Here is a 20,297-nt window from a genome sequence, read left to right on the forward strand (position 1 = left end):
CAGATGGCGGTATAAACTGTTTTATGCATTATTGTGCTTGGTGTTGAGTATGCATTAAAGTGCATGTTTTGTGGTGTTTAAAAAATAAGGGTTTACCCTTTGTTTTGGTTGAAAGAAAAATGTCCTTGCAAGATTCCACTGTCATTGAGCCGTCCGAGCCCGAAACCCGGCGCAATCCATTTTTGGAAGCGCTGGGCGAACGCGTGCGTACTTTGCGTTCACGCAAAGGCATGACACGCCGCGCCGTGGCGGTGGCGGCCGATGTGTCCGAGCGCCATTTGGCCAACCTTGAATACGGCACGGGCAATGTGTCGGTACTGGTCTTGTTGCAGGTGGCGCAGGCCCTGCAGTGCTCGCTGGCCGAGCTGCTGGGCGATGTGACCACCACCTCGCCCGAGTGGTTGCTGATTCGTGAATTGCTTTCCAAGCGCAGCGAGGCCGATTTGCGCCGTGCGCGTGTGCAGTTGAGCGACATGTTTGGCGAGGGTGGCAACGCGCAAGAGCGCAAGAACCGCATCGCCCTCATTGGCTTACGCGGCGCGGGCAAGACCTCGCTGGGCCAGCGTCTGGCCGATGATCTGGGCTTTCCCTTCATCGAGCTCAGCCGTGACATTGAGCAGTTTGCAGGCTGTCAGATCAGCGAAATCCACAACCTGTATGGGGCCAACGCCTACCGCCGTTACGAGCGCCGAGCCCTCGAAGAAGCCATCCAGATCTACCCCGAAGTGGTGATCGCCACGCCCGGTGGTTTGGTGTCCGACTCGGGCAATTTCAACCTGCTGTTGTCGCACTGCACGACCGTGTGGCTGCAGGCCGATGCGGCCGATCACATGGGGCGCGTGGCCGCACAAGGCGACATGCGCCCCATGGCCGCCAGCCGCGAGGCGATGGAAGACCTCAAACGCATTCTGGAAGGGCGCTCGGCTTTTTATTCGAAAGCCGATATGACCATCAACACCAGTGGACGCACCGAAGACCAGGCCTTCGCGGCTTTGCGTACTTCGGTTCGCCAGCATTTGACCTTGGGGGTATGAGGGTGAGTGGAAATTTTATGATTCATAGGGTAAACCCTTATAAAATGAATTAAAGTGCATGTTGCGGTTTTGAAAAAGATGCACTAAACTTCAACTCAACATGCACTGAAATGCATTTTTTGCCCCACATCAACCCCTTCAACGATGGAGACAGCCATGAGCACTTCACTTCAGGTCAACTATCAGACCAGCCCAGCCGAGTACAAGCACATCAACCTGGCCTTTGATGGCGAGATCGCAACTTTGTCGATCAACATCAACGAAGACGCCGGCATTCGCCCTGGCTACAAACTCAAGCTCAACAGCTACGACCTCGGTGTGGACATCGAGTTGCACGATGCATTGCAGCGCATCCGCTTTGAGCACCCCGAAGTGCGCTCGGTGGTGGTGACCAGCTTGAAGGACCGCGTGTTCTGCTCTGGTGCCAACATCTTCATGCTGGGCGTGTCCACCCACGGCTGGAAAGTGAACTTCTGCAAGTTCACCAACGAAACCCGCAACGGCATCGAAGACTCCAGCAAACACGACGGCCTGAAATTTGTGGCTGCCCTGAACGGTGCTTGCGCTGGCGGCGGCTACGAGCTGGCCCTGGCTTGCGACGAAATCGTGCTGGTCGACGACCGCTCCAGCGCCGTGTCACTGCCCGAAGTGCCTTTGCTGGGCGTGTTGCCCGGCACCGGTGGCCTGACCCGCGTGACCGACAAGCGCCATGTGCGCCACGACCTGGCCGACATCTTCTGCACCAGCGTGGAAGGCGTGCGCGGTCAAAAAGCCGTGGACTGGCGTCTGGTCGATGCGATCGCGAAGCCCGCTGTGTTCAAAGAAGCTGTGCAAGCCCGTGCCAAAAAACTGGCTGCCGACAGCATCCGCACCGCAGGCGTCAAAGGCGTGGAATTGACCCCGCTGAACCGCAGCATCGCGGCCGATGCCCTGACTTATATCAATGTCACCGTGGAGATCGACCGCGCCAAGCGCATCGCCACTTTCACCGTCAAAGCCCCTGCCACAGCTCAGCCCACCGACATCGCTGGCATTGAAGTCGCAGGCGTGAACTGGTGGCCGCTGCAGATGGTGCGCGAATTGGACGACGCCATTCTGCACATGCGCACCAACGAACTGGACATCGGCACCTGGGTGCTCAAAACAGCAGGTGACGCTGCTGCCGTGTTGGCGTCTGACGCGACCTTGCTGGCCCACAAAGACCACTGGTTGGTGCGCGAGACCATCGGCCACCTGCGCCGCACACTGGCGCGCATAGACGTGTCTTCGCGGAGCCTGTTTGCCCTGATCGAAGAAGGCACTTGCTTTGCGGGCACCTTGGCCGAACTGGCGTTCTGCGCCGACCGCGCTTACATGCTGGCGCTGCCTGACGACGCTGACAAAGCGCCCAAGCTGCAACTGAGCGAGATGAACTTCGGTTTCTTCCCCATGGTCAACGACCAGACCCGCCTGCAGCGCCGCTTCTACGAAGAAGTGCCCGCCATGGAAGCCGCACGCGGCGCGATCGGCCAAGTGCTGGACGCCGATGCCGCTCTGGCGCTGGGCTTGGTGACAGCTGCGCCCGACGACATCGACTGGGCTGACGAAATTCGCCTGGCGCTGGAAGAGCGTTCGTCCATGTCGCCCGACGCCTTGACCGGTCTGGAAGCCAACCTGCGTTTTGCCCAGAAGGAAAACATGGCCACCCGCATTTTTGGCCGCCTGACCGCCTGGCAGAACTGGATTTTCCAGCGCCCCAACGCCGTGGGCGAAAAGGGAGCCCTGAAGGTCTATGGCAAAGGTGAAAAAGTCCAGTTTGATCTGAACCGCGTTTGATGTTTTTGCGTTGTGCAGTGCGGTGCCCGGTGGTCCGCTCTGTAACCGAAATTTGACCCCACCGTTGCTTTTTCATTTCTGGAGACTCTCATGTCCGGTATCAACTACAGCGAAAAAATCCCCAACAACGTCAACTTGAGCGAAGACCGCACCTTGCAGCGCGCGCTTGAGCAGTGGCAGCCTAACTTCATCAACTGGTGGGACGACATGGGCCCTGAGGGTTCGACCGACATGGACGTGTACCTGCGCACCGCCGTGAGCGTGGACCCGCAAGGCTGGGCCCAGTTTGGCCACGTCAAGATGCGTGACTACCGTTGGGGCGTGTTCATGAACCCCGGCGAGCAAGACCGCAAGATCCATTTCGGTGACAACATCGGTGAAAAAGCTTGGCAAGACGTGCCTGGCGAGCACCGCGCCAACCTGCGCCGCATCATCGTGACCCAAGGCGACACCGAGCCAGCGTCTGTGGAGCAGCAGCGCCACTTGGGCCTGACTGCGCCCAGCATGTACGACCTGCGCAACCTGTTCCAGATCAACGTCGAAGAAGGCCGCCACCTGTGGGCCATGGTGTACCTGCTGCACAAATACTTCGGCAAAGACGGCCGTGAAGAAGCCGACGCCCTGCTGCAGCGCAACAGCGGCAACGAAGACAACCCCCGCATCTTGCAGGCCTTCAACGAGAAGACACCTGACTGGTTGAGCTTCTTCATGTTTACTTACTTCACCGACCGTGATGGCAAGTTTCAGCTGTGCGCCTTGGCCGAGTCGGCATTCGACCCGCTGGCCCGCACCACCAAGTTCATGCTGACCGAAGAAGCGCACCACATGTTTGTGGGCGAGTCCGGCGTGAGCCGCACCATCCAGCGCACGGTGGATGTGATGAATCAGCTCAAGACCGACGATGTGGGCAAGCTGCGTGCTGCTGGTGTGATCGACCTGCCGACCATTCAGCGCTACATCAACTTCCATTTCTCGGTGACCATCGACTTGTTCGGTGCCGACGAGTCTTCGAATGCCGCCACCTTCTACAGCTCGGGCCTCAAGGGCCGTTACGAAGAAGGCAAGCGCGGTGATGACCACGTCTTGAAGGGCAACAGCTACAAGATCCTGTCGGTCGAAGACGGCAAGCTGGTCGAAAAAGAAGTGCCGATGCTCAATGCTTTGAATGAAGTGCTGCGCGACGACTACATCACCGATTCCAAAGGCGGTATCGACCGTTGGAATCGTGTGATTTCCAAGGCCGGTATTCCTTTCACTTTGACGGCCCCTCACAAGGCTTTCCACCGCAACATCGGCTCTTTGTCCGGCTCCAAGATCACGCCCGATGGCCGTGTGGTGACGGACGAGCAGTGGATGGCCCAAGTGGGCGAGTGGTTGCCCAACAACGAAGACCGCGCTTATGTGGCCAGCCTGATGGGCCGCTGCGTCGAGCCAGGCAAGTTCGCCAACTGGATCGCGCCTCCCGTCATGGGCATCAACCGTCAGCCAGTGGACTTTGATTATGTCCGGTTCAACTGATTGATCTTCTGATCTGACTGCTGCCTCTGTTTCGTTACAGGGGCGGCAGTTGACAGAGGAAGGGGCGGGTTCCTCATACTGGGGTACCAGAAATCGTCACCCGCCCCTTCCCCTGTCAACTGCATGAGTGCTTTAAGCGCAGAAACACCGGTAGACTGCCGAGGTTCAAACTGGCACAGAGTGACGGCATGGCTTGGGGCCGGGCGCCGATTTCTGGTACCCCAGTATGAGGCGCCCGGCCCCAAGCCATACCGTTGCGGGCCTCGCAAACCAAAAACAAATCGCCAAAGACACAACAAGTGAGCCAAGACATGAGCACAGAAGCCACGCTGATCAAACAACACCTGATTGACCCGGAAATCTGCATCCGCTGCAACACCTGCGAAGCAATTTGCCCGGTCGGTGCCATCACGCACGACTCGCTCAACTACGTCGTCAAGGCCGATATCTGCAACGGTTGCATGGACTGCATCTCGCCATGCCCCACCGGCTCGATCGATAACTGGCGCATGGTGCCCAAGGCCAAGGCCTACAGCATCGAAGAACAACTCAAGTGGTACGACCTGCCCGCAGAATTGAGTGCTCAAGAGTTGGCTGCTGCGGGCGGCGTCGCAGACACTGCACAAGAAGAAGCGCAAACCGCCGTGCAAGCGGCAGCAGCTTCCTCAGCTTCGGCGGTCAGCACCGCCACTGCTTCGGGTTTCAACTCGGCGCAGTTTGGCGCAACCCTTCCCCCTTGGTCTGCGGCCCACGCCTACACCAACCTGTATGGCCCCAAGGCGCAAGACAAAACCATCACCGCCAGCGTGACTGGCAACCTGCGCGTCACCGAGGTGGGTTTGCAAGAGGGCCAGCAAGACTATGACACGCACCACATCGTGCTGGACTTTGGCAGCTTGCCTTTCCCGGTGCTCGAAGGCCAGTCGATTGGCATCATCCCTCCCGGGCTGGACGCCAACGGCAAGCTGCACCATGCGCGCCAATACTCGATCGCCAGCCCGCGTAATGGCGAACGGCCAGGGCACAACAACGTTTCGCTCACCATCAAGCGCGTGCTCGAAGACCACGACGGCAAAGCTGTGCGTGGCGTGGCCTCCAACTTCATGTGCGACCTGTTGGTCGGTGACAAAGTGCAGGTGATTGGGCCGTTTGGCGCGAGCTTCTTGATGCCCAACCACCCCAAGAGCAACATCGTCATGATTTGCACAGGCACCGGCAGTGCCCCCATGCGGGCCATGACCGAGTGGCGTCGTCGCCTTCGCGCCAGCGGCAAGTTTGAAGGTGGCAAGCTGATGCTGTTCTTCGGCGCCCGCACCCCTGCCGAGCTGCCGTACTTTGGCCCGCTCAACAATCTGCCCAAAGACTTCATCGACATCGAGTTTGCTTTCTCTCGCGAGGTAGGCAAACCCAAGCGTTATGTGCAAGACGCGCTGCGCGACCGCGCCGCCGACATCGCGCTGCAGCTCAAAGACCCGAACACCTGCTTTTATGTGTGTGGCCTCAAAAGCATGGAAGAGGGCGTGGTCATGGCCCTGCGCGACATCGCGCAAAATGGGGGGCTGGACTGGGACCATATCGGTACGGCCCTGAAAAAAGAAGGCCGCTTGCACCTGGAAACTTATTGATTCAGGCGAATGCAGTGTTCGTTCACTTTCATGTCGGACCTGAAAGTGCCGACCTGCTGAAGGTAGCGAGTGGGGCATTTTGTAGGTCGGTGGCTTCAGTCCCGACATTCAGCGCTTGTTAATGGCTGCCATGAATTTTTCAAATGGATCTGACCACTAAGCATGCAAACCGATTTCACTTCTGAAACCCGCATCGGATTGAATGCCTTGCGCGAGCAGCTGCGCAAGCCCCGTTCGCAACTCAAAGGCCGGCAAGCTTCGGACGAGGCCCAAGCCGAAGTGCAGGCCCTGATCGGTGCTAAGCCTACAGAAGGCCACCGCCGCGATTTGCTGATCGAGCACCTGCATGTGCTCAACGACCATTTTCGAGGTTTGTTCGAGCGCCACATCGTGGCGCTCGCGGCCGAGATGCGTCTGCCCGTGGTCGAGGTGTTCGAGGTGGCTTCGTTCTATTACCACTTCGAGATCTTGAAAGACGACGAAGCGGCACCGCGCATCACGGTGCGGGTCTGCGACAGCCTGAGTTGCAGCCTTGCGGGCAGCGCCAATTTGTTGAGCCAGTTGCAAAGCGATCTACTGGACCTGAAAGTGGTGCCTGTGCCTTGTTTGGGGCGTTGCGAGCAGGCGCCTGCCGTGCAGGTGGGCCAACAGGCCGTGGCCTTCGCCACGGCGCAGGCCGTGGCCCAAAGGGTGGCCCAAAACCAGATCGCGCCCAATCCTTTGCCAGAGGCCATTCGGCTCGAGGCGTATCGGCAATCGGGCGGTTACCAGTTGGCGGTGCAAGTGGCTGCAGGTTTGAAGGACCAAGAATCGGTCATTCAGTGCTTGGAGACATCCGGTTTGCGCGGGCTGGGCGGCGCGGGTTTTCCGGCTGGGCGCAAATGGCGCATCGTGCGCAACCAGCCCGGTCCGCGCCTGATGGCCGTGAACATCGACGAGGGCGAACCCGGTACCTTCAAGGACCGCACTTGTCTTGAGGCCGATCCCCACCGCTTTCTGGAGGGGGTGTTGATCGCCGCCAGTGTGGTGGGCTGCGAGACTGTCTACATCTACCTGCGTGATGAGTATCACGAGGCCCGTGTTTTGCTGACTGAAGAGCTGAAGGCTTTGCAGGCCAACCCGCCTTGCGTTTTGCCGCGCATTGAGTTGCGCCGTGGCGCGGGGGCCTACATCTGCGGCGAAGAGTCGGCCATGATCGAAAGCATCGAGGGCAAACGCGGTGAGCCGCGCATGCGCCCGCCCTACATTGCCGAGGTCGGGCTGTTTGGCCGCCCCACGCTGGAGCACAACTTCGAGACGCTTTACTGGGTGCGCGAACTCATTGAACAAGGCGCAGACAGCTTTGCATCGCAAGGGCGCCACGGCCGTCAGGGCCTGCGCCGCTTCAGTGTGAGTGGCCGCGTCCAACAGCCGGGTGTCAAGCTCGCGCCCGCGGGCATCACGTTGCGTGAACTGGTCGATGAATACTGTGGCGGCATGGCTGAGGGGCATACGCTCTATGCCTATTTGCCTGGCGGTGCCAGCGGCGGCATCATGCCCGCGCGCCTGGCCGATGTGCCGCTGGACTTTGACACCCTGCAGCCGCACGGCTGCTTCATCGGTTCGGCAGCCGTGATGGTGCTGAGCCAACACGACAGTGCCCGCGAAGCCGCGCTGAATGTGATGCGCTTTTTTGCACACGAGAGTTGCGGCCAATGCACGCCTTGCCGTGTGGGCACCGACAAGGCCGCGCAACTGATGACGGCTGAGGTTTGGGATGCCGAGACTTTGCAAGATCTTGCACAGGTCATGGGCGATGCGTCCATCTGCGGCTTGGGGCAGGCCGCGCCTAACCCGATACGGTGTGTGCTGGATTATTTTCCGCATGAAGTAGGGGCAGCATGAGCACCGTTCAATTCACCCTTAACGGCCGATCAGTTGAAGCAGCCGCTGGAAAAAGCATTTTTAACATCGCCAAAGAATTGGGCATCGCCATCCCGCACCTGTGCCACAAAGAAGGTCTGGCCCCAGACGGCAACTGCCGTGCTTGCATGGTTGAAGTTGCAGGCGAGCGCACGCTGGCCCCCAGCTGCTGCCGCAGTGCCACGCCCGGCATGCAGGTCCGTACCGACAGTGAACGCGCAGTCAAAAGCCAGAAGATGGTGCTGGAGATGCTGCTGGCCGACCTGCCCGAACAGGGCCACAAATGGGTGGACGACCGCGCTGAAGCGCCGCATGGCGAACTAAGCCAGTGGGCTGAGCACCAGGGCGTGCAGGTGCGACCGCAACTGGCGGCATTGCGCCGAGCTGCCGTGCCCGCCGACCTGTCCCACCCCGCCATGGCCGTGAACTTGGACGCCTGCATCCAGTGCAACCGCTGCGAACGCGCCTGCCGCGATCTTCAGGTCAACGACGTGATCGGCTTGGCTTTTCGGGGTGCGCACACCCAAGTGGTGTTTGACCTGGCCGATCCGATGGGCGGCAGCAGCTGCGTGGGCTGCGGCGAATGTGTTCAGGCCTGTCCCACGGGCGCGCTCATGCCCAAGAGCCACATGGGCCCGCAAAAGGTGGACCGCGAAGTCGATTCGGTGTGCCCTTTCTGTGGCGTGGGGTGCCTGGTGACTTTCCAGGTCAAAGATGAAAAGATCATCAGCGTCAAAGGCCGCGAAGGCCCGGCCAACGAAGGCCGCTTGTGCGTCAAGGGTCGTTTTGGCATGGATTACATCCACAGCCCAGACCGCATCACGAAACCACTGATCCGCAAAAAGGGCGTGGCCAAGGACCTGAGCCTGGTCGATGGGCAGACCGACTGGCGCAAAGTCTTCCGCGAAGCGACCTGGGACGAAGCACTGGATTTGGCCACTGGGCCCCTGAACGCTTTGCGCCAGCAACACGGCCCCAAGTCGCTCGCCGGCTTCGGCTCGGCCAAGGGCAGCAACGAAGAAGCCTACTTGTTCCAAAAGCTGGTGCGCACTGGTTTTGGCAGCAACAACGTGGACCACTGCACGCGTTTGTGCCACGCGTCCAGCGTGGCGGCTTTGATCGAAGGCGTGGGCTCAGGGGCCGTCAGCAACCCGGTGCGCGATGTCGAGCACTCAGACCTCATCATCGTCATCGGCGCCAACCCCACCAACAACCATCCAGTGGCCGCCACTTGGATGAAAAACGCCGCCCAGCGCGGCACCCGCATTGTGCTGGCCGACCCGCGCATCACCGACATTGGCCGCCACACTTGGCGCAACCTGCAGTTCAAGGTCGACACCGATGTGGCCTTGCTCAACGCGATGCTGAACGTCATCGTCACCGAGAACCTGTGCGACGAACAATTTTTGCGCGACCGTGTCGACAATGTGGCCGCACTCAAGGCCCACGTTCAGGGCTACACACCCGAAGCCATGAGCGCGGTGTGCGGCATTCCAGCCGATACCATCCGGGAAGTGGCGCGGGCCTACGCCAAAGCCAAAGCCGCCATGATCTTGTGGGGCATGGGTGTGAGCCAGCATGTGCACGGCACCGACAACGCGCGCTGCCTGATTGCGCTGGCCAGCATCACCGGGCAGATTGGCCGGCCCGGCACCGGTCTGCACCCCTTGCGCGGTCAAAACAACGTGCAGGGCGCCAGCGATGCGGGCCTGATCCCGATGATGTACCCCAACTACCAGCACGTGACTGACCTTTCAGCGCACAACTGGTTCGAGAAATTCTGGGACACGAAGTTGGACGACCAGCCTGGCTACACCGTGGTTGAAATCATGCACAAGGCGCTGGCCCCCGAGAGCGATCCGCACAAGGTGCGCGGCATGTACATCATGGGTGAGAACCCGGCCATGAGCGACCCCGACCTGAACCACGCCCGCCACGCGTTGGCCAGCTTGCAGCACCTGGTGGTGCAGGACATCTTCTTGACCGAAACCGCCTGGTTGGCCGATGTGGTGCTGCCCGCGAGCGCTTGGCCTGAAAAAACCGGTACCGTCAGCAATACCGACCGTACGGTGCAAATGGGCCGTCAGGCCGTGCTGCCGCCGGGTGATGCCAAGCCCGATTTGTGGATCATCCAGCAGATCGCCCAGCGCATGGGCCTGAATTGGTCTTATGCAGGCGAGCAAGAGGGCGTGGCCCAGGTGTACGAAGAAATGCGCCAGGCCATGGCCCCAGCCATTGGCGGCATCGATTGGACGCGCCTGAACGCGGGCTCGGTCACTTACCCCTGTGTGAGCGCCGACGATCCGGGCCAGCCCATCGTCTTCCATGACCATTTCCCGACGGCAGATGGCCGTGTGCGGCTGATGACCGCCAGCCTGATTCCCGCCAACGAGCAGCCCGATGCCGAGTACCCGATGGTGCTCATCACCGGTCGACAACTGGAGCACTGGCACACCGGCAGCATGACGCGCCGCGCCACCGTGCTCGATGCGCTGGAGCCTGCGGCCACGGCCTCGCTGAACGGGCACGATCTGCAAAGGCTGGGCCTCAAGCCCGGTGACTTCGTGAACATTGCCTCGCGCCGGGGCCAAGTGCATTTGCAGGTGCGTCTGGACGACGGCACGCCGCTGGGCACGGTGTACATCCCCTTTGCCTTCCAGGAGGCAGCGGCCAACTTGCTGACCAACGCGGCGCTGGACCCGTTTGGCAAGATCCCTGAATTCAAATACTGTGCCGTGCGGATCGAAGCGGCGACCCCGGTGAACGCATAATTGGCAGCTGTTTGCGCCCGTGGGCCAGTGATTCGGCTGCGTTCACGATGCGCTGTCCGATCTGGCCAAGGAGGCTGATTTGAATTTGAATGTGCAAACCATCTTCTGGATGGATGCGTTTTTGTACCTGATGCTGCATGCGGCCATCTGGTACGGGCTGGCGCGCTTTCGCAGCCCGGTGGTGGTCATGTGGAGTGTGTCGGGCATTCTCAGTGCACTGTCTTTGTGCGTGATGGGCAGTCGGGGTTGGCTCAGCACCGATGTGGTGGTGGTGGTGGGGCTGTTTCTGATGGCGGCGGGCAACTGGGGCCGCCAAGTGGCTTTGCGCTCACTCAATGGCCCGGCATCGCCCATGTGGCTGTGTGCCTCGGGTGGGGCGAACGTGGCCTTTTTGGCGCTCAGCTATGGCTTGCAATTTTCGGGTTCACCCGAGAGCACCATCATGCTGGTGTTTTATGTTTTTTACGCCTTCAATTGTTTGGAGTACTTTTTCGCTGGCAAACGCATTGCCCTGACCCACGACAAAAAGGGCGCAGATTCTGTGATGTGGGCAGGCTTGATTTTGTCGGTGACATTGGGCGTCAAGGCGCTGGCCATGATGGCGGGCGTTGGGGCTGAAGATCTTTACGAACACTCCTGGGATCACGCCTTGGTGTTCATCGGTCAATTCACGGCCATCATGTTGCTGTGTGTGGGGTTCATGCAGATTTTTGTGGACCAAGACCACCGCAGAAAAATCGCCACGGAGCAGCAACTGGCCCGTGAGCAAGAGCAAGCAGCTTTGTCCTTTCAACACGCCCAGGATCTGAGTGCCTTGTTGACCGAGCGCGAAGAGATCATCCGGCAGCTGACCTTGTCCAACAAGAGCGCAGGCATGGGCGCACTGGTGGCCAGTTTTGCGCACGAGTTGAACCAGCCGCTCACGGCCAACTTGCTGCACGCCGAACTCTTGCAAGCCAAATTGGAAGAGGCTCAACGTGAGCGGTCAACGCCCAATTTGGCGTTTCTTACCCAGGTGGCCAACGCCGTCGTTCATGACACCCAGCGTGCGGCAGACATCATCCGCAAACTGCGCAATTTGTTTCGCATGAGCAAAGGCGAGTACACGGCCTTGAAACTGAACGAGGTGGTGCAGGAAGTACTGGACTTGGTCCAGTCAAAAATGAAAGATGCCAACATTGGCTGCACGGTCGATTGGGATCCCCACTTGCGTGTGCATGGCGATGCTACGCAATTGCAACAAGTCGTTTTGAACCTCCTCAACAACGCCATCGATGCGCTGACCGAGTCCGGCTGTGACAAACCTGAGCTGCGCATATCGGGTAAGGCTTTGGGTGATCAGCTGCACCTGGAGGTGGAAGACAATGGCCCAGGCATCGCACCTGAGCGTGCGGAAGATGTGTTCAACTTGTTCAAAACCTCCAAGTCGCAAGGCATGGGCGTGGGACTGTGGCTCAGCCGTTCTATCGTCGAGATGCACGGCGGTCGTTTGACCTTCCAGTCCGAGCCCGGTCTACGCACGGTTTTCACTTTGCGTTTACCCTTGCTGAACGAAACCATGCTGGGTTGATGAAGGGGTAAGCCCCGCTGAAAGAAAGTGCCCAATGTCTGTTCATGTGGTGTCTGAAATGGCGGTGCTGATGCGCCGCGAAGCCGTACAAGGGCCCATGGCCCGTTGGCAGTCCCACCGCTGGGTGCTGGCCGATGTGGTGCCGCATGAAGTCGGGTTTGGTGAGGCCCCGCGCTGCCTGCGCCAAACCGATGGCGAAGCCCTGTGGCTCTACCCCGCTTGGCGGCTGGAGCTGTTCAGTGACGACGCCGAAGGCTATTGGCTCAACCTCACCTCGCCGACCCCCAGCTTCTTTGTTATGTGGCGTCTGAACGATGGGCTGCAAGGCCAGGAGGAGCAGGCCGTGCCCCAGGCCCTGAGCCTGAGTTATCACGACGCGGGCCGTTGGCTCGATGCCCAGGAAACTGTGGAAAACGTCCCCGCCTCTCCCGAAGTGGTGGCGCGGCTGCAGGCCTTCACGGACGCCTTTTATGTGCCCGAAGTCAAGCGCCGGCAGCGCCCGCAAAGCTTTCAGGGCCTGACCGACCGCTTTGGGCAGCCTGCCTCGGTCAGCACCGAAGACAAGCGCAAGGGCGGGAGGCAGGGCCCATGAGCGAGCACTTTTTCAGCCGATGGTCGCAGCGCAAACAGGCTGTGGCCAAGGGCGTGCCGGTGGCCGAAGCTGCCGTCCCGGCGAGTCCGGTCGATTCGTCTGAGTTGACGGGATCGTCCCAATCGTTACAGCGTTCCACGGCTGCGCCCCAAGAGATTGAGTCGGGTGCAACCGAAGCGAAGTCCAGCGAATTGCCCGCCAAGCCCTTGCCCAGTCTGGACGATGCGCGCGCCTTGACGCCGACCTCGGATTTTCAGCCTTTCATGCGGCCCGGTGTGACCGCCGATGTGCGCAATGCGGCCATGAAAAAACTGTTCACCGACCCTCATTTCAATGTGATGGACGGGCTCGACATCTACATCGGCGACTACAACACACCCGACCCCATGCCTGCGGGCATGTTGCAAAAAATGGTGGGCGCGCAACTGCTGGGTTTATTCGACAAACCCGATGAAGCGGCGGCAAAGACCGCGGCCACGGCCGAGCCCATGTTGACTGCGGTCAGTCCTGCTGCAGGCCCCCGTGAAAACCCTGTGCAAAGTCCTGCGGCCCCGCAAGGCTCGCCAGTTGTGGCACAGTCGCCGCCTCACCTGCCTCATTTGGCAGGACCGGTCAGCCCCGTGTTTCAGCCCCACGTCAACGCGCACCCCGAAAATGACCACCCTGATTTGCAACTGCAACCAAACCATGCCCCTGCAAGCCCAAGCTCTGGGCCAAGCACTGGGTGAAGACCTCACGCTGCACACCACCTTGTGCCGCCGCGAAGCGGGGCAATTCCAGAAAGCCTTGAAAACCGGCGAGACCGTGGTGGTGGCCTGCACGCAAGAAAAGCGTTTGTTCAGTGAACTGGCCGAGCAAACCGAAGGCGCAATTTCGCCCATCCGCTTTGTCAACATTCGCGAAACCGGTGGCTGGGGCCGTGAAGCCGAGCACGCCACATCCAAAATGGCCGCACTTCTGGCCGCTGCCCGTTTGCCCGAACCCGAACCGGTGGCCACCGTCACCTACAAAAGCGAAGGCCGCGTGCTCATCATCGGGGCCATCGATGTGGCCGAACGCGCCGCCAGTTTCCTGTCAGATGCGATGCAGGTCACCATTTTTGCGCAAGGCCCTGGCAACGCCGGGGGCAGCCAGGAGCGGCGCCATCCTGTGGTGGCCGGGCGCTTGCAAAGCTTGAGCGGTTGGTTGGGCGCCTTTGATGTGACTTGGGATGCCAGTAACCCGATAGACCTCGACCTGTGTACCCGCTGCAACGCTTGCGTGGCGGCTTGCCCCGAGCAGGCCATTGGCCTCGATTACCAGGTGGACCTGTCGCGCTGCACTTCGCACCGCGACTGCGTCAAGGTGTGCGAAGCCGCAGGTGCCATCGACTTCAGCCGCGACGCCCGCCCACAAACCGAGCGCTTTGATGTGGTGCTGGACTTGCGCGGCGACAAGGCCTCGCCCACGTTCACCTCGCACGCCTTGCCGCAGGGGTATTTCCGCTGGGATGGGCAAGACCTGCAAACTTTGCTGAAGGTGCGCGAACTGGTGGGCGAGTTTGAAAAGCCCCGCTTTTTTGCCTACAAACAAAAGCTCTGCGCCCACAGCCGCAACGAGCAAGTGGGCTGCAGCGCCTGCATCGACATCTGCTCGGCCGAAGCCGTGCGCTCGGACAAAAGCCGCCAGCAAATCGTGGTCAACCCCAACCTGTGCGTGGGCTGCGGCGCGTGCACCACAGCTTGCCCCACAGGCGCACTGACCTACGCCTACCCGCGCCCGGCAGAGCAAGGTGCCAAGATCCGCGCATTGCTCTCAGCCTACCAAGCCGCTGGCGGGCGTGATGCTGCTTTGCTTTTGCACAGCCAAGAAAAAGGCCAGGCGCTGATCGACGAGTTGGGCCGCGGTGCGCAGCTGGGCGTCATGCAGGGTGTGCCTGCCAGGGTCATGCCCGTGGCCATGTGGCACACCGCCAGTGTGGGGATGGAGCTTTGGCTCTCGGCCGTGGCCTATGGCGCACGCCAGGTCATGGTGTTGATCACCGCCGAAGAAGCGCCGCAATACCGCGCTGCGCTCATGGAACAAATGGCTGTGGCCCAAAGCCTGCTCAATGGTTTGGGTTACACCGGTGTGCATTTCCAGCTGATCGAAGCCAAAACCGCAACATCTTTGGATGGTGATTTGCAGCGCCTGTGCGCCCGCAGCCTCAAGGCCGCAAGCTTGCCCACAGGCCCTGCCGTGGCCGCCCGGCACGCGGTGCAAGCCGAAAAGCGCAGCAACCTCGAGCTGGTCATCGACCACCTGATGGCGCAGTCGCCCGTGATGGCGATGGACGAGGCCTCGCGCCCCAAGGCGCTGGCCTTGCCTGCCGCTGGGTCGCCATTAGGCAGCATCGCGGTGGACGGCAGCAAGTGCACGCTGTGCATGAGCTGTGTGGGCGCTTGCCCTTCGTCGGCGCTGCAAGACAACCCCCTGCAGCCTGAGTTGCGTTTTGTCGAGAAAAACTGCGTGCAGTGCGGTCTGTGTGCCACGACCTGTCCCGAGAACGCGATCACGCTGCAGCCACGCCTGTCGCTGCTGGCCGAACGTACGCAGCCGCGCGTGGTGCACAGCAGCCCGCCTTACGCCTGCATCCGCTGCGCCAAACCCTTTGGCACCCTCAAGGCCATCGAGACCATGCTGGGCCGCCTGACGGGGCACAGCATGTTCCAGGGCCCGGCCCTGGAGCGCCTGAAAATGTGCGGAGATTGCCGCGTGGTGGACATGTTCACCGACGAGAACCAGGTGCGCATCACCGATGGCCAAGTGCCCCCCAAAACCCGATAAATGCTTGCCATGAGCCAAGACCTGAACCTGTCGAACAGCAGCCACGCGCTGGACGAAGAAACCGCCCGCGCCGAGGTGTATGGTCTTCTGTCGCAGCTTCTTTATGCCGCCCCTTCGGTCGATTTGCTGGACCAATTGCAGGTGGCTGTGACCGAGGCCCCCGATGCCGGTGGCTTTTTGGAAGAGCCTTGGCGCAACCTGGTGGCCAGCGCCCGCAGTCTGAACCACGATCAAGTGGTGGCCGAATACAACCGACTGTTTGGTGGCGTGGGCAAGCCCGAGGTTTACCTTTACGGCTCGCACTACCTAAGCGGCTTTTTGAACGAAAAACCACTGGTCAAGCTGCGCGACGACCTGGCAGCCTTGGGCCTGGGCAAAGGCGAGGGCATGTCCGACACCGAAGACCATGTGGCTTATGTTTTTGAAGTCATGCGCTACCTGATTGCCGGGGACGATGTGGCCGTGGCCAACCTCACGCACCAAATGGCATTTTTCAGCCAGCATCTGCAGCCGTGGGTGCCGCAAATGTGCCAAACGCTGCAGGCGCACCCGGCTGCCGTTTTTTATGCCCGCTTGGCCGCATTCACCGAAGCTTTCCTGAGCGTAGAAACGCAGGGCTTCGATTTGGTGGATTGAATGAAATTTTCAACATTTCAACATTTCAATTTGAAATTAATGACGAGGTGACCTAGGGTTTTCACTGACGAGTGAGCCTTTGGTGCGCTGCATAATCAAAAACCAGGCGGTAATTTTTCGCGCTTGAAAGTTCAACCACGATTGGAGATTCACTTTGTCAGACAACAAAACCCCACGCCGTCGTCATCTTCTCAAAGGCGCAGCTGTCGCCGCAGGTGCAATCTCTGCACCCATGATCGCCACGGCCCAAACCGGCCCGATTTCCATGCGCTGGCAGAGCACTTGGCCTGCCAAGGACATCTTCCACGAGTACGCACTGGATTACGCCAAGAAGGTCAACGACATGACCGGTGGTGATCTGAAGATTGAAGTGCTGCCTGCTGGTGCTGTGGTGCCTGCATTTGGTTTGCTTGAAGCGGTCTCCAAAGGCACTTTGGACGGTGGTCACGGTGTGTTGGGTTACCACTATGGCAAGCAAAACGCTTTGGCATTGTGGAACTCTGGCCCGGCTTTCGGCATGGACGCCAACATGATTTTGTCTTGGCACAAGTACGGCGGCGGCGCTGAGCTGCTGGCCAAGCTGTACGCGTCGATTGGCGGCAACGTGCAGTCGTTCCTGTACGGCCCCATGTCTACCCAGCCACTGGGCTGGTTCAAAAAGCCGATCACCAAGTCGTCCGATTTCAAAGGCTTGAAGTTCCGCACCAACGGTTTGGCCATTGACTTGTTCACCGCCATGGGCGCTGCTGTGAACGCCTTGCCAGGCGGCGAGATCGTGCCAGCCATGGACCGTGGTTTGCTGGACGGCGCTGAGTTCAACAACGCCACCTCTGACCGTATTTTGGGCTTCCCCGATGTCTCCAAAGTGTGCATGCTGCAAAGCTACCACCAGAGCGCTGAGACTTTTGAGATCATGTTCAACAAGACCAAGTACGACGCCTTGCCTGCCAAGCTGAAGGCCGTGATCGCGGGTGCCACAGAAGCCGCTTCGGCCGACATGTCCTGGAAAGCCATTGACCGTTACTCCAAGGATTACATCGAGTTGCAGACCAAAGACAAGGTCAAGTTCTACAAAACACCCGATGCGATTTTGCAAGACCAACTGAAAATCTGGACTGAAATTGTTGAAAAGAAGTCTGCGGAGAATCCATTGTTCAAAGAGATCGTGGAATCCCAACGCGCCTTCGCACAACGTGCGGTCAAATGGGACCAGGACACCAACATCAGCCGTCGCATGGCTGTGAACCATTTCTTCGGAGCCAAAGCGGCACCCGCGAAAAAAGGTTGATTTTCATTTGACAGTTCCATCAGCCATCCAGGTCTCCTGGATGGCTGATTCATTTATGCGGTTCCCTTATGCAAAATCTCTTACTCCTTATTGACAAAGTCAGTACTTGGATTGGTCAATTTTTTTCCTGGCTGATCGTGGCGTTGACCTTCATGATCTCTTGGGAGGTGTTCTCTCGGTATGTGCTGGACAGCCCTCACGCCTGGGCCTTTGACGTGATGAGCATGATGTATGGATCTCTGTTCATGATGGCGGGTGCCTACACCTTGTCCAAGAATGGCCATGTGCGCGGCGATGTGCTGTATGGCTTTTTTCCGCCCCGCCTGCAGGCCTGGTTGGACTTGACGCTGTACATCGTGTTTTTCATTCCGGGTGTGGTGGCTTTGGCTTATGCCGGCTATGGTTTTGCTGCCGAGTCTTGGGCCATCAACGAACACTCCAACGTGACGGCCGACGGTCCGCCCATCTACCCGTTCAAAACCATTTTGCCGATTGCGGGTGCTTTCCTGTTGGCTCAAGGTTTGGTTGAAATTGTGCGGTGCATCGTGTGCATCAAGCAGGGGGAGTGGCCAAAGCGTGGCGATGACGTGGACGAGGTCGATGTCGAAAAACTCAAGCAAATGGTCAATGTGAAAGACGAAGACATAGCCAAGTTGGGCGAGTTGGTGACTGCCAAGGGAACGCAAAAATGAAAAAAGAAGTCTGGTTTGGCCTGACGATCATGGCCTTGGTCGTGTTGTCGGCCTTTGTTTTGCTGCCTGCTCCTGCCGATATGTCCAATGGGCATTTGGGACTGTTAATGCTGGCCTTGGTGGTGGTGGCGATCATGTTGGGTTTTCCCACAGCGTTCACCCTCATGGGCATGGGCATGATCTTCGCCTGGATTGCTTACCGAAGCTCCAACCCCGATCTGGCGGTTCAACAAACGCTCGACCTGATGGTTCAGCGAGCCTTCTCGGTCATGTCCAACGACGTGCTGATCTCGATCCCCTTGTTCGTGTTCATGGGCTACCTCATTGAACGCGCCAACTTGATTGAGAAATTGTTCAAGAGCATGCACCTGGCCATGGCCCGTGTGCCGGGTTCCTTGGCGGTGGCCACCATCGTGACCTGCGCTATTTTTGCCACGGCCACAGGCATCGTGGGCGCGGTGGTCACGCTCATGGGCTTGCTGGCGTTGCCCGCCATGCTGCGGGCTGGTTACAGCGTGCAGCTGTCGGCAGGTGCTATCACCGCAGGCGGTTGTCTGGGTATTCTGATTCCTCCCTCGGTCATGCTGATCGTCTATGGCGCGACGGCAGGTGTGTCGGTGGTCAAGTTGTACGCTGGGGCATTTTTCCCGGGCATCATGCTGGCCACTTTGTATGTCCTCTACGTGGTCATCATTGCCAAAATCAAGCCCAGCATGGCGCCGCCCATGTCGGCCGAAGACCGCATCGTACCCTTGCCAGCGTTTGCCCAAGTGGTGTCCAAAGACATCAGCAACAACGTGCTACCCGGTTTGATCGGTGCGATGAAAGGCAAGCGCAATGCATCCGTGCCCATGCGTGACTTGCTCAACCACTTGGTCATTGCTTTGCTGCCGCTTTTGGCCGTCGCAGCGATCATGGGGACCATTTACTTCAAAGTCACTGCACCACTGCCCGTCGAGACGGTGGAAGGCGTGGTGGCCATGGGCGGCGAGTTGGCTGATTCGGCCGAAACAGAAGAAGCCTCCAGTGTCAGTGGTCTGGCTGAACCCGAAGCCGATGGCTTGCAAACACCACCCGGTTCGACCGAAGTCGCCAAAGCAGATGCGGCACCCGCCGCAGAGCCAGCCAAAGCAGATGCACCTGGTCCTGCCGGTGCTGCAGTGACGGTTGCTGCGGAAACACCAGCAGCCGATGCCGAGCGCTTGCCCGCACCACTGTCTTTCTGGATCGGCTTGGCCAGTTGTGCGGTGGCCTTGGCCCTGTTCTATGCCTACTTCAGCTTTGCGCGCCTTGAAATTTTCAAGATGCTGCTGGGTTCGTTCTTCCCTCTGGCCATCATGATTTTGGCCGTGCTGGGCACCATCGTCTTCGGTCTGGCCACTCCGACCGAAGCGGCGGCCATGGGTTCGCTCGGGGGCTTGTTGCTAGCCGCAGCTTACCGACGCCTGAACTACGCAGTGCTGCGCGAGTCGGTGTACCTGACGGCCAAAACCAGCGCCATGGTGTGCTGGTTGTTTGTGGGCTCCAGCATTTTCTCGGCAGCCTTTGCGTTGCTGGGTGGCCAAGAGATCATCAACACCTGGGTGCTGGGCATGGACCTGACGCCGGTGCAGTTCATGATCCTGGCGCAAGTGGTCATCTTCTTGTTGGGCTGGCCTTTGGAATGGACCGAGATCATCGTGATTTTCATGCCGATCTTCATTCCCTTGCTGCCCCACTTTGGCATCGACCCGCTGTTCTTCGGCTTGTTGGTGGCCTTGAACCTGCAGACCGCTTTCCTCAGCCCACCTGTGGCGATGGCCGCGTTCTATTTGAAAGGCGTGAGCCCACCGCACGTCACGCTGAACCAGATCTTTGCGGGCATGCTGCCTTTCATGGCGATTCAGGTCTTTGCCATCGTGCTGCTTTACATGTTCCCCTCCATAGGCTTGTGGTTGCCTGAAGTTCTTTACAAGTAAAAAAAAATTCCGTTCACGCACACGAAACCTAGTGTTTTGTTCGTGTGGGCGGTTTTTTTCCGACCGTTATGGTTTGGCTTGTCACCTGATT

The 20,297-nt window shown here is 59.4% G+C and carries 14 protein-coding genes; all 14 read left to right on the top strand.

Annotated elements, in window-relative coordinates:
• The first annotated feature begins 119 nt into the window (after nucleotides 1–119).
• The 14 genes from B9Z49_RS01250 to B9Z49_RS01315 all read left to right on the top strand — a co-directional run bounded on the left by B9Z49_RS01250 (nucleotide 120) and on the right by B9Z49_RS01315 (nucleotide 20,206).
• Nucleotides 120–1,034 carry a helix-turn-helix transcriptional regulator gene (locus B9Z49_RS01250; protein ID WP_108351611.1) on the top strand — a complete coding sequence of 305 codons (915 nt, stop codon included), beginning with the start codon at nucleotides 120–122 and terminating at the stop codon, nucleotides 1,032–1,034.
• A gap of 156 nt (nucleotides 1,035–1,190) precedes the next feature.
• Nucleotides 1,191–2,849: a 2,3-epoxybenzoyl-CoA dihydrolase gene (boxC, locus tag B9Z49_RS01255; RefSeq protein WP_108351711.1), complete on the top strand. Its 1,659-nt coding sequence runs from the start codon at nucleotides 1,191–1,193 to the stop codon at nucleotides 2,847–2,849.
• 90 nt (nucleotides 2,850–2,939) lie between these two features.
• On the top strand, nucleotides 2,940–4,367 hold the full coding sequence (boxB, locus tag B9Z49_RS01260) for a benzoyl-CoA 2,3-epoxidase subunit BoxB (RefSeq protein ID WP_108351612.1): 1,428 nt from the start codon (nucleotides 2,940–2,942) through the stop codon (nucleotides 4,365–4,367).
• A 311-nt stretch (nucleotides 4,368–4,678) separates the two neighbouring features.
• Nucleotides 4,679–5,992 carry a benzoyl-CoA 2,3-epoxidase subunit BoxA gene (boxA, locus tag B9Z49_RS01265; RefSeq protein ID WP_108351712.1) on the top strand — a complete coding sequence of 438 codons (1,314 nt, stop codon included), beginning with the start codon at nucleotides 4,679–4,681 and terminating at the stop codon, nucleotides 5,990–5,992.
• Between the two features lie 162 nt (nucleotides 5,993–6,154).
• On the top strand, nucleotides 6,155–7,876 hold the full coding sequence (locus tag B9Z49_RS01270) for an NADH-ubiquinone oxidoreductase-F iron-sulfur binding region domain-containing protein (RefSeq protein WP_108351613.1): 1,722 nt from the start codon (nucleotides 6,155–6,157) through the stop codon (nucleotides 7,874–7,876).
• Nucleotides 7,873–10,665, top strand: coding sequence for a formate dehydrogenase subunit alpha (fdhF, locus tag B9Z49_RS01275; RefSeq protein ID WP_108351614.1), 2,793 nt, complete (start codon nucleotides 7,873–7,875; stop codon nucleotides 10,663–10,665). Before B9Z49_RS01270 ends, fdhF begins: the two co-directional genes overlap by 4 nt.
• A gap of 79 nt (nucleotides 10,666–10,744) precedes the next feature.
• The gene (locus tag B9Z49_RS01280; RefSeq protein ID WP_146188435.1) at nucleotides 10,745–12,235 is read left to right on the top strand and encodes a sensor histidine kinase; all 1,491 of its coding nucleotides are present in this window, start codon (nucleotides 10,745–10,747) and stop codon (nucleotides 12,233–12,235) included.
• 34 nt (nucleotides 12,236–12,269) lie between these two features.
• On the top strand, nucleotides 12,270–12,827 hold the full coding sequence (locus B9Z49_RS01285; RefSeq protein ID WP_233254452.1) for a DUF3305 domain-containing protein: 558 nt from the start codon (nucleotides 12,270–12,272) through the stop codon (nucleotides 12,825–12,827).
• Nucleotides 12,824–13,555, top strand: coding sequence for a DUF3306 domain-containing protein (locus B9Z49_RS01290; protein ID WP_108351616.1), 732 nt, complete (start codon nucleotides 12,824–12,826; stop codon nucleotides 13,553–13,555). The genes B9Z49_RS01285 and B9Z49_RS01290 overlap by 4 nt, the downstream gene beginning before the upstream one ends.
• A complete protein-coding gene (locus tag B9Z49_RS01295; RefSeq protein ID WP_108351617.1) occupies nucleotides 13,515–15,632 on the top strand; it encodes a 4Fe-4S binding protein in 2,118 nt (705 codons plus the stop codon). Before B9Z49_RS01290 ends, B9Z49_RS01295 begins: the two co-directional genes overlap by 41 nt.
• Before the next feature lie 9 nt (nucleotides 15,633–15,641).
• The gene (locus B9Z49_RS01300) at nucleotides 15,642–16,268 is read left to right on the top strand and encodes a molecular chaperone (protein ID WP_108351618.1); all 627 of its coding nucleotides are present in this window, start codon (nucleotides 15,642–15,644) and stop codon (nucleotides 16,266–16,268) included.
• Between the two features lie 232 nt (nucleotides 16,269–16,500).
• Nucleotides 16,501–17,556 (top strand): C4-dicarboxylate ABC transporter, encoded by a 1,056-nt coding sequence (locus B9Z49_RS01305; protein WP_199224959.1) that lies wholly within the window; start codon nucleotides 16,501–16,503, stop codon nucleotides 17,554–17,556.
• A 68-nt stretch (nucleotides 17,557–17,624) separates the two neighbouring features.
• Nucleotides 17,625–18,248 carry a TRAP transporter small permease subunit gene (locus B9Z49_RS01310; RefSeq protein WP_108351620.1) on the top strand — a complete coding sequence of 208 codons (624 nt, stop codon included), beginning with the start codon at nucleotides 17,625–17,627 and terminating at the stop codon, nucleotides 18,246–18,248.
• Complete coding sequence (locus B9Z49_RS01315) at nucleotides 18,245–20,206, top strand: TRAP transporter large permease subunit (protein ID WP_108351621.1); 1,962 nt, start codon at nucleotides 18,245–18,247, stop codon at nucleotides 20,204–20,206. Before B9Z49_RS01310 ends, B9Z49_RS01315 begins: the two co-directional genes overlap by 4 nt.
• Nucleotides 20,207–20,297: the final 91 nt, after the last annotated feature.

Origin of the sequence: Limnohabitans sp. 2KL-51 (assembly GCF_003063645.1) — a bacterium.
GTDB lineage: Bacteria > Pseudomonadota > Gammaproteobacteria > Burkholderiales > Burkholderiaceae_C > Limnohabitans_A.

Bases quoted from the DNA above. Each gene is read 5' to 3' on its own strand.
- boxA (WP_108351712.1), top strand. From the start codon at position 4,679: ATGAGCACAGAAGCCACGCTGATCAAACAACACCTGATTGACCCGGAA.
- B9Z49_RS01270 (WP_108351613.1), top strand. From the start codon at position 6,155: ATGCAAACCGATTTCACTTCTGAAACCCGCATCGGATTGAATGCCTTG.
- B9Z49_RS01310 (WP_108351620.1), top strand. From the start codon at position 17,625: ATGCAAAATCTCTTACTCCTTATTGACAAAGTCAGTACTTGGATTGGT.
- B9Z49_RS01300 (WP_108351618.1), top strand. From the start codon at position 15,642: ATGAGCCAAGACCTGAACCTGTCGAACAGCAGCCACGCGCTGGACGAA.
- boxC (WP_108351711.1), top strand. From the start codon at position 1,191: ATGAGCACTTCACTTCAGGTCAACTATCAGACCAGCCCAGCCGAGTAC.
- fdhF (WP_108351614.1), top strand. From the start codon at position 7,873: ATGAGCACCGTTCAATTCACCCTTAACGGCCGATCAGTTGAAGCAGCC.
- B9Z49_RS01250 (WP_108351611.1), top strand. From the start codon at position 120: ATGTCCTTGCAAGATTCCACTGTCATTGAGCCGTCCGAGCCCGAAACC.
- B9Z49_RS01290 (WP_108351616.1), top strand. From the start codon at position 12,824: ATGAGCGAGCACTTTTTCAGCCGATGGTCGCAGCGCAAACAGGCTGTG.
- B9Z49_RS01295 (WP_108351617.1), top strand. From the start codon at position 13,515: ATGCCCCTGCAAGCCCAAGCTCTGGGCCAAGCACTGGGTGAAGACCTC.
- B9Z49_RS01285 (WP_233254452.1), top strand. From the start codon at position 12,270: ATGTCTGTTCATGTGGTGTCTGAAATGGCGGTGCTGATGCGCCGCGAA.
- boxB (WP_108351612.1), top strand. From the start codon at position 2,940: ATGTCCGGTATCAACTACAGCGAAAAAATCCCCAACAACGTCAACTTG.
- B9Z49_RS01315 (WP_108351621.1), top strand. From the start codon at position 18,245: ATGAAAAAAGAAGTCTGGTTTGGCCTGACGATCATGGCCTTGGTCGTG.
- B9Z49_RS01305 (WP_199224959.1), top strand. From the start codon at position 16,501: ATGATCGCCACGGCCCAAACCGGCCCGATTTCCATGCGCTGGCAGAGC.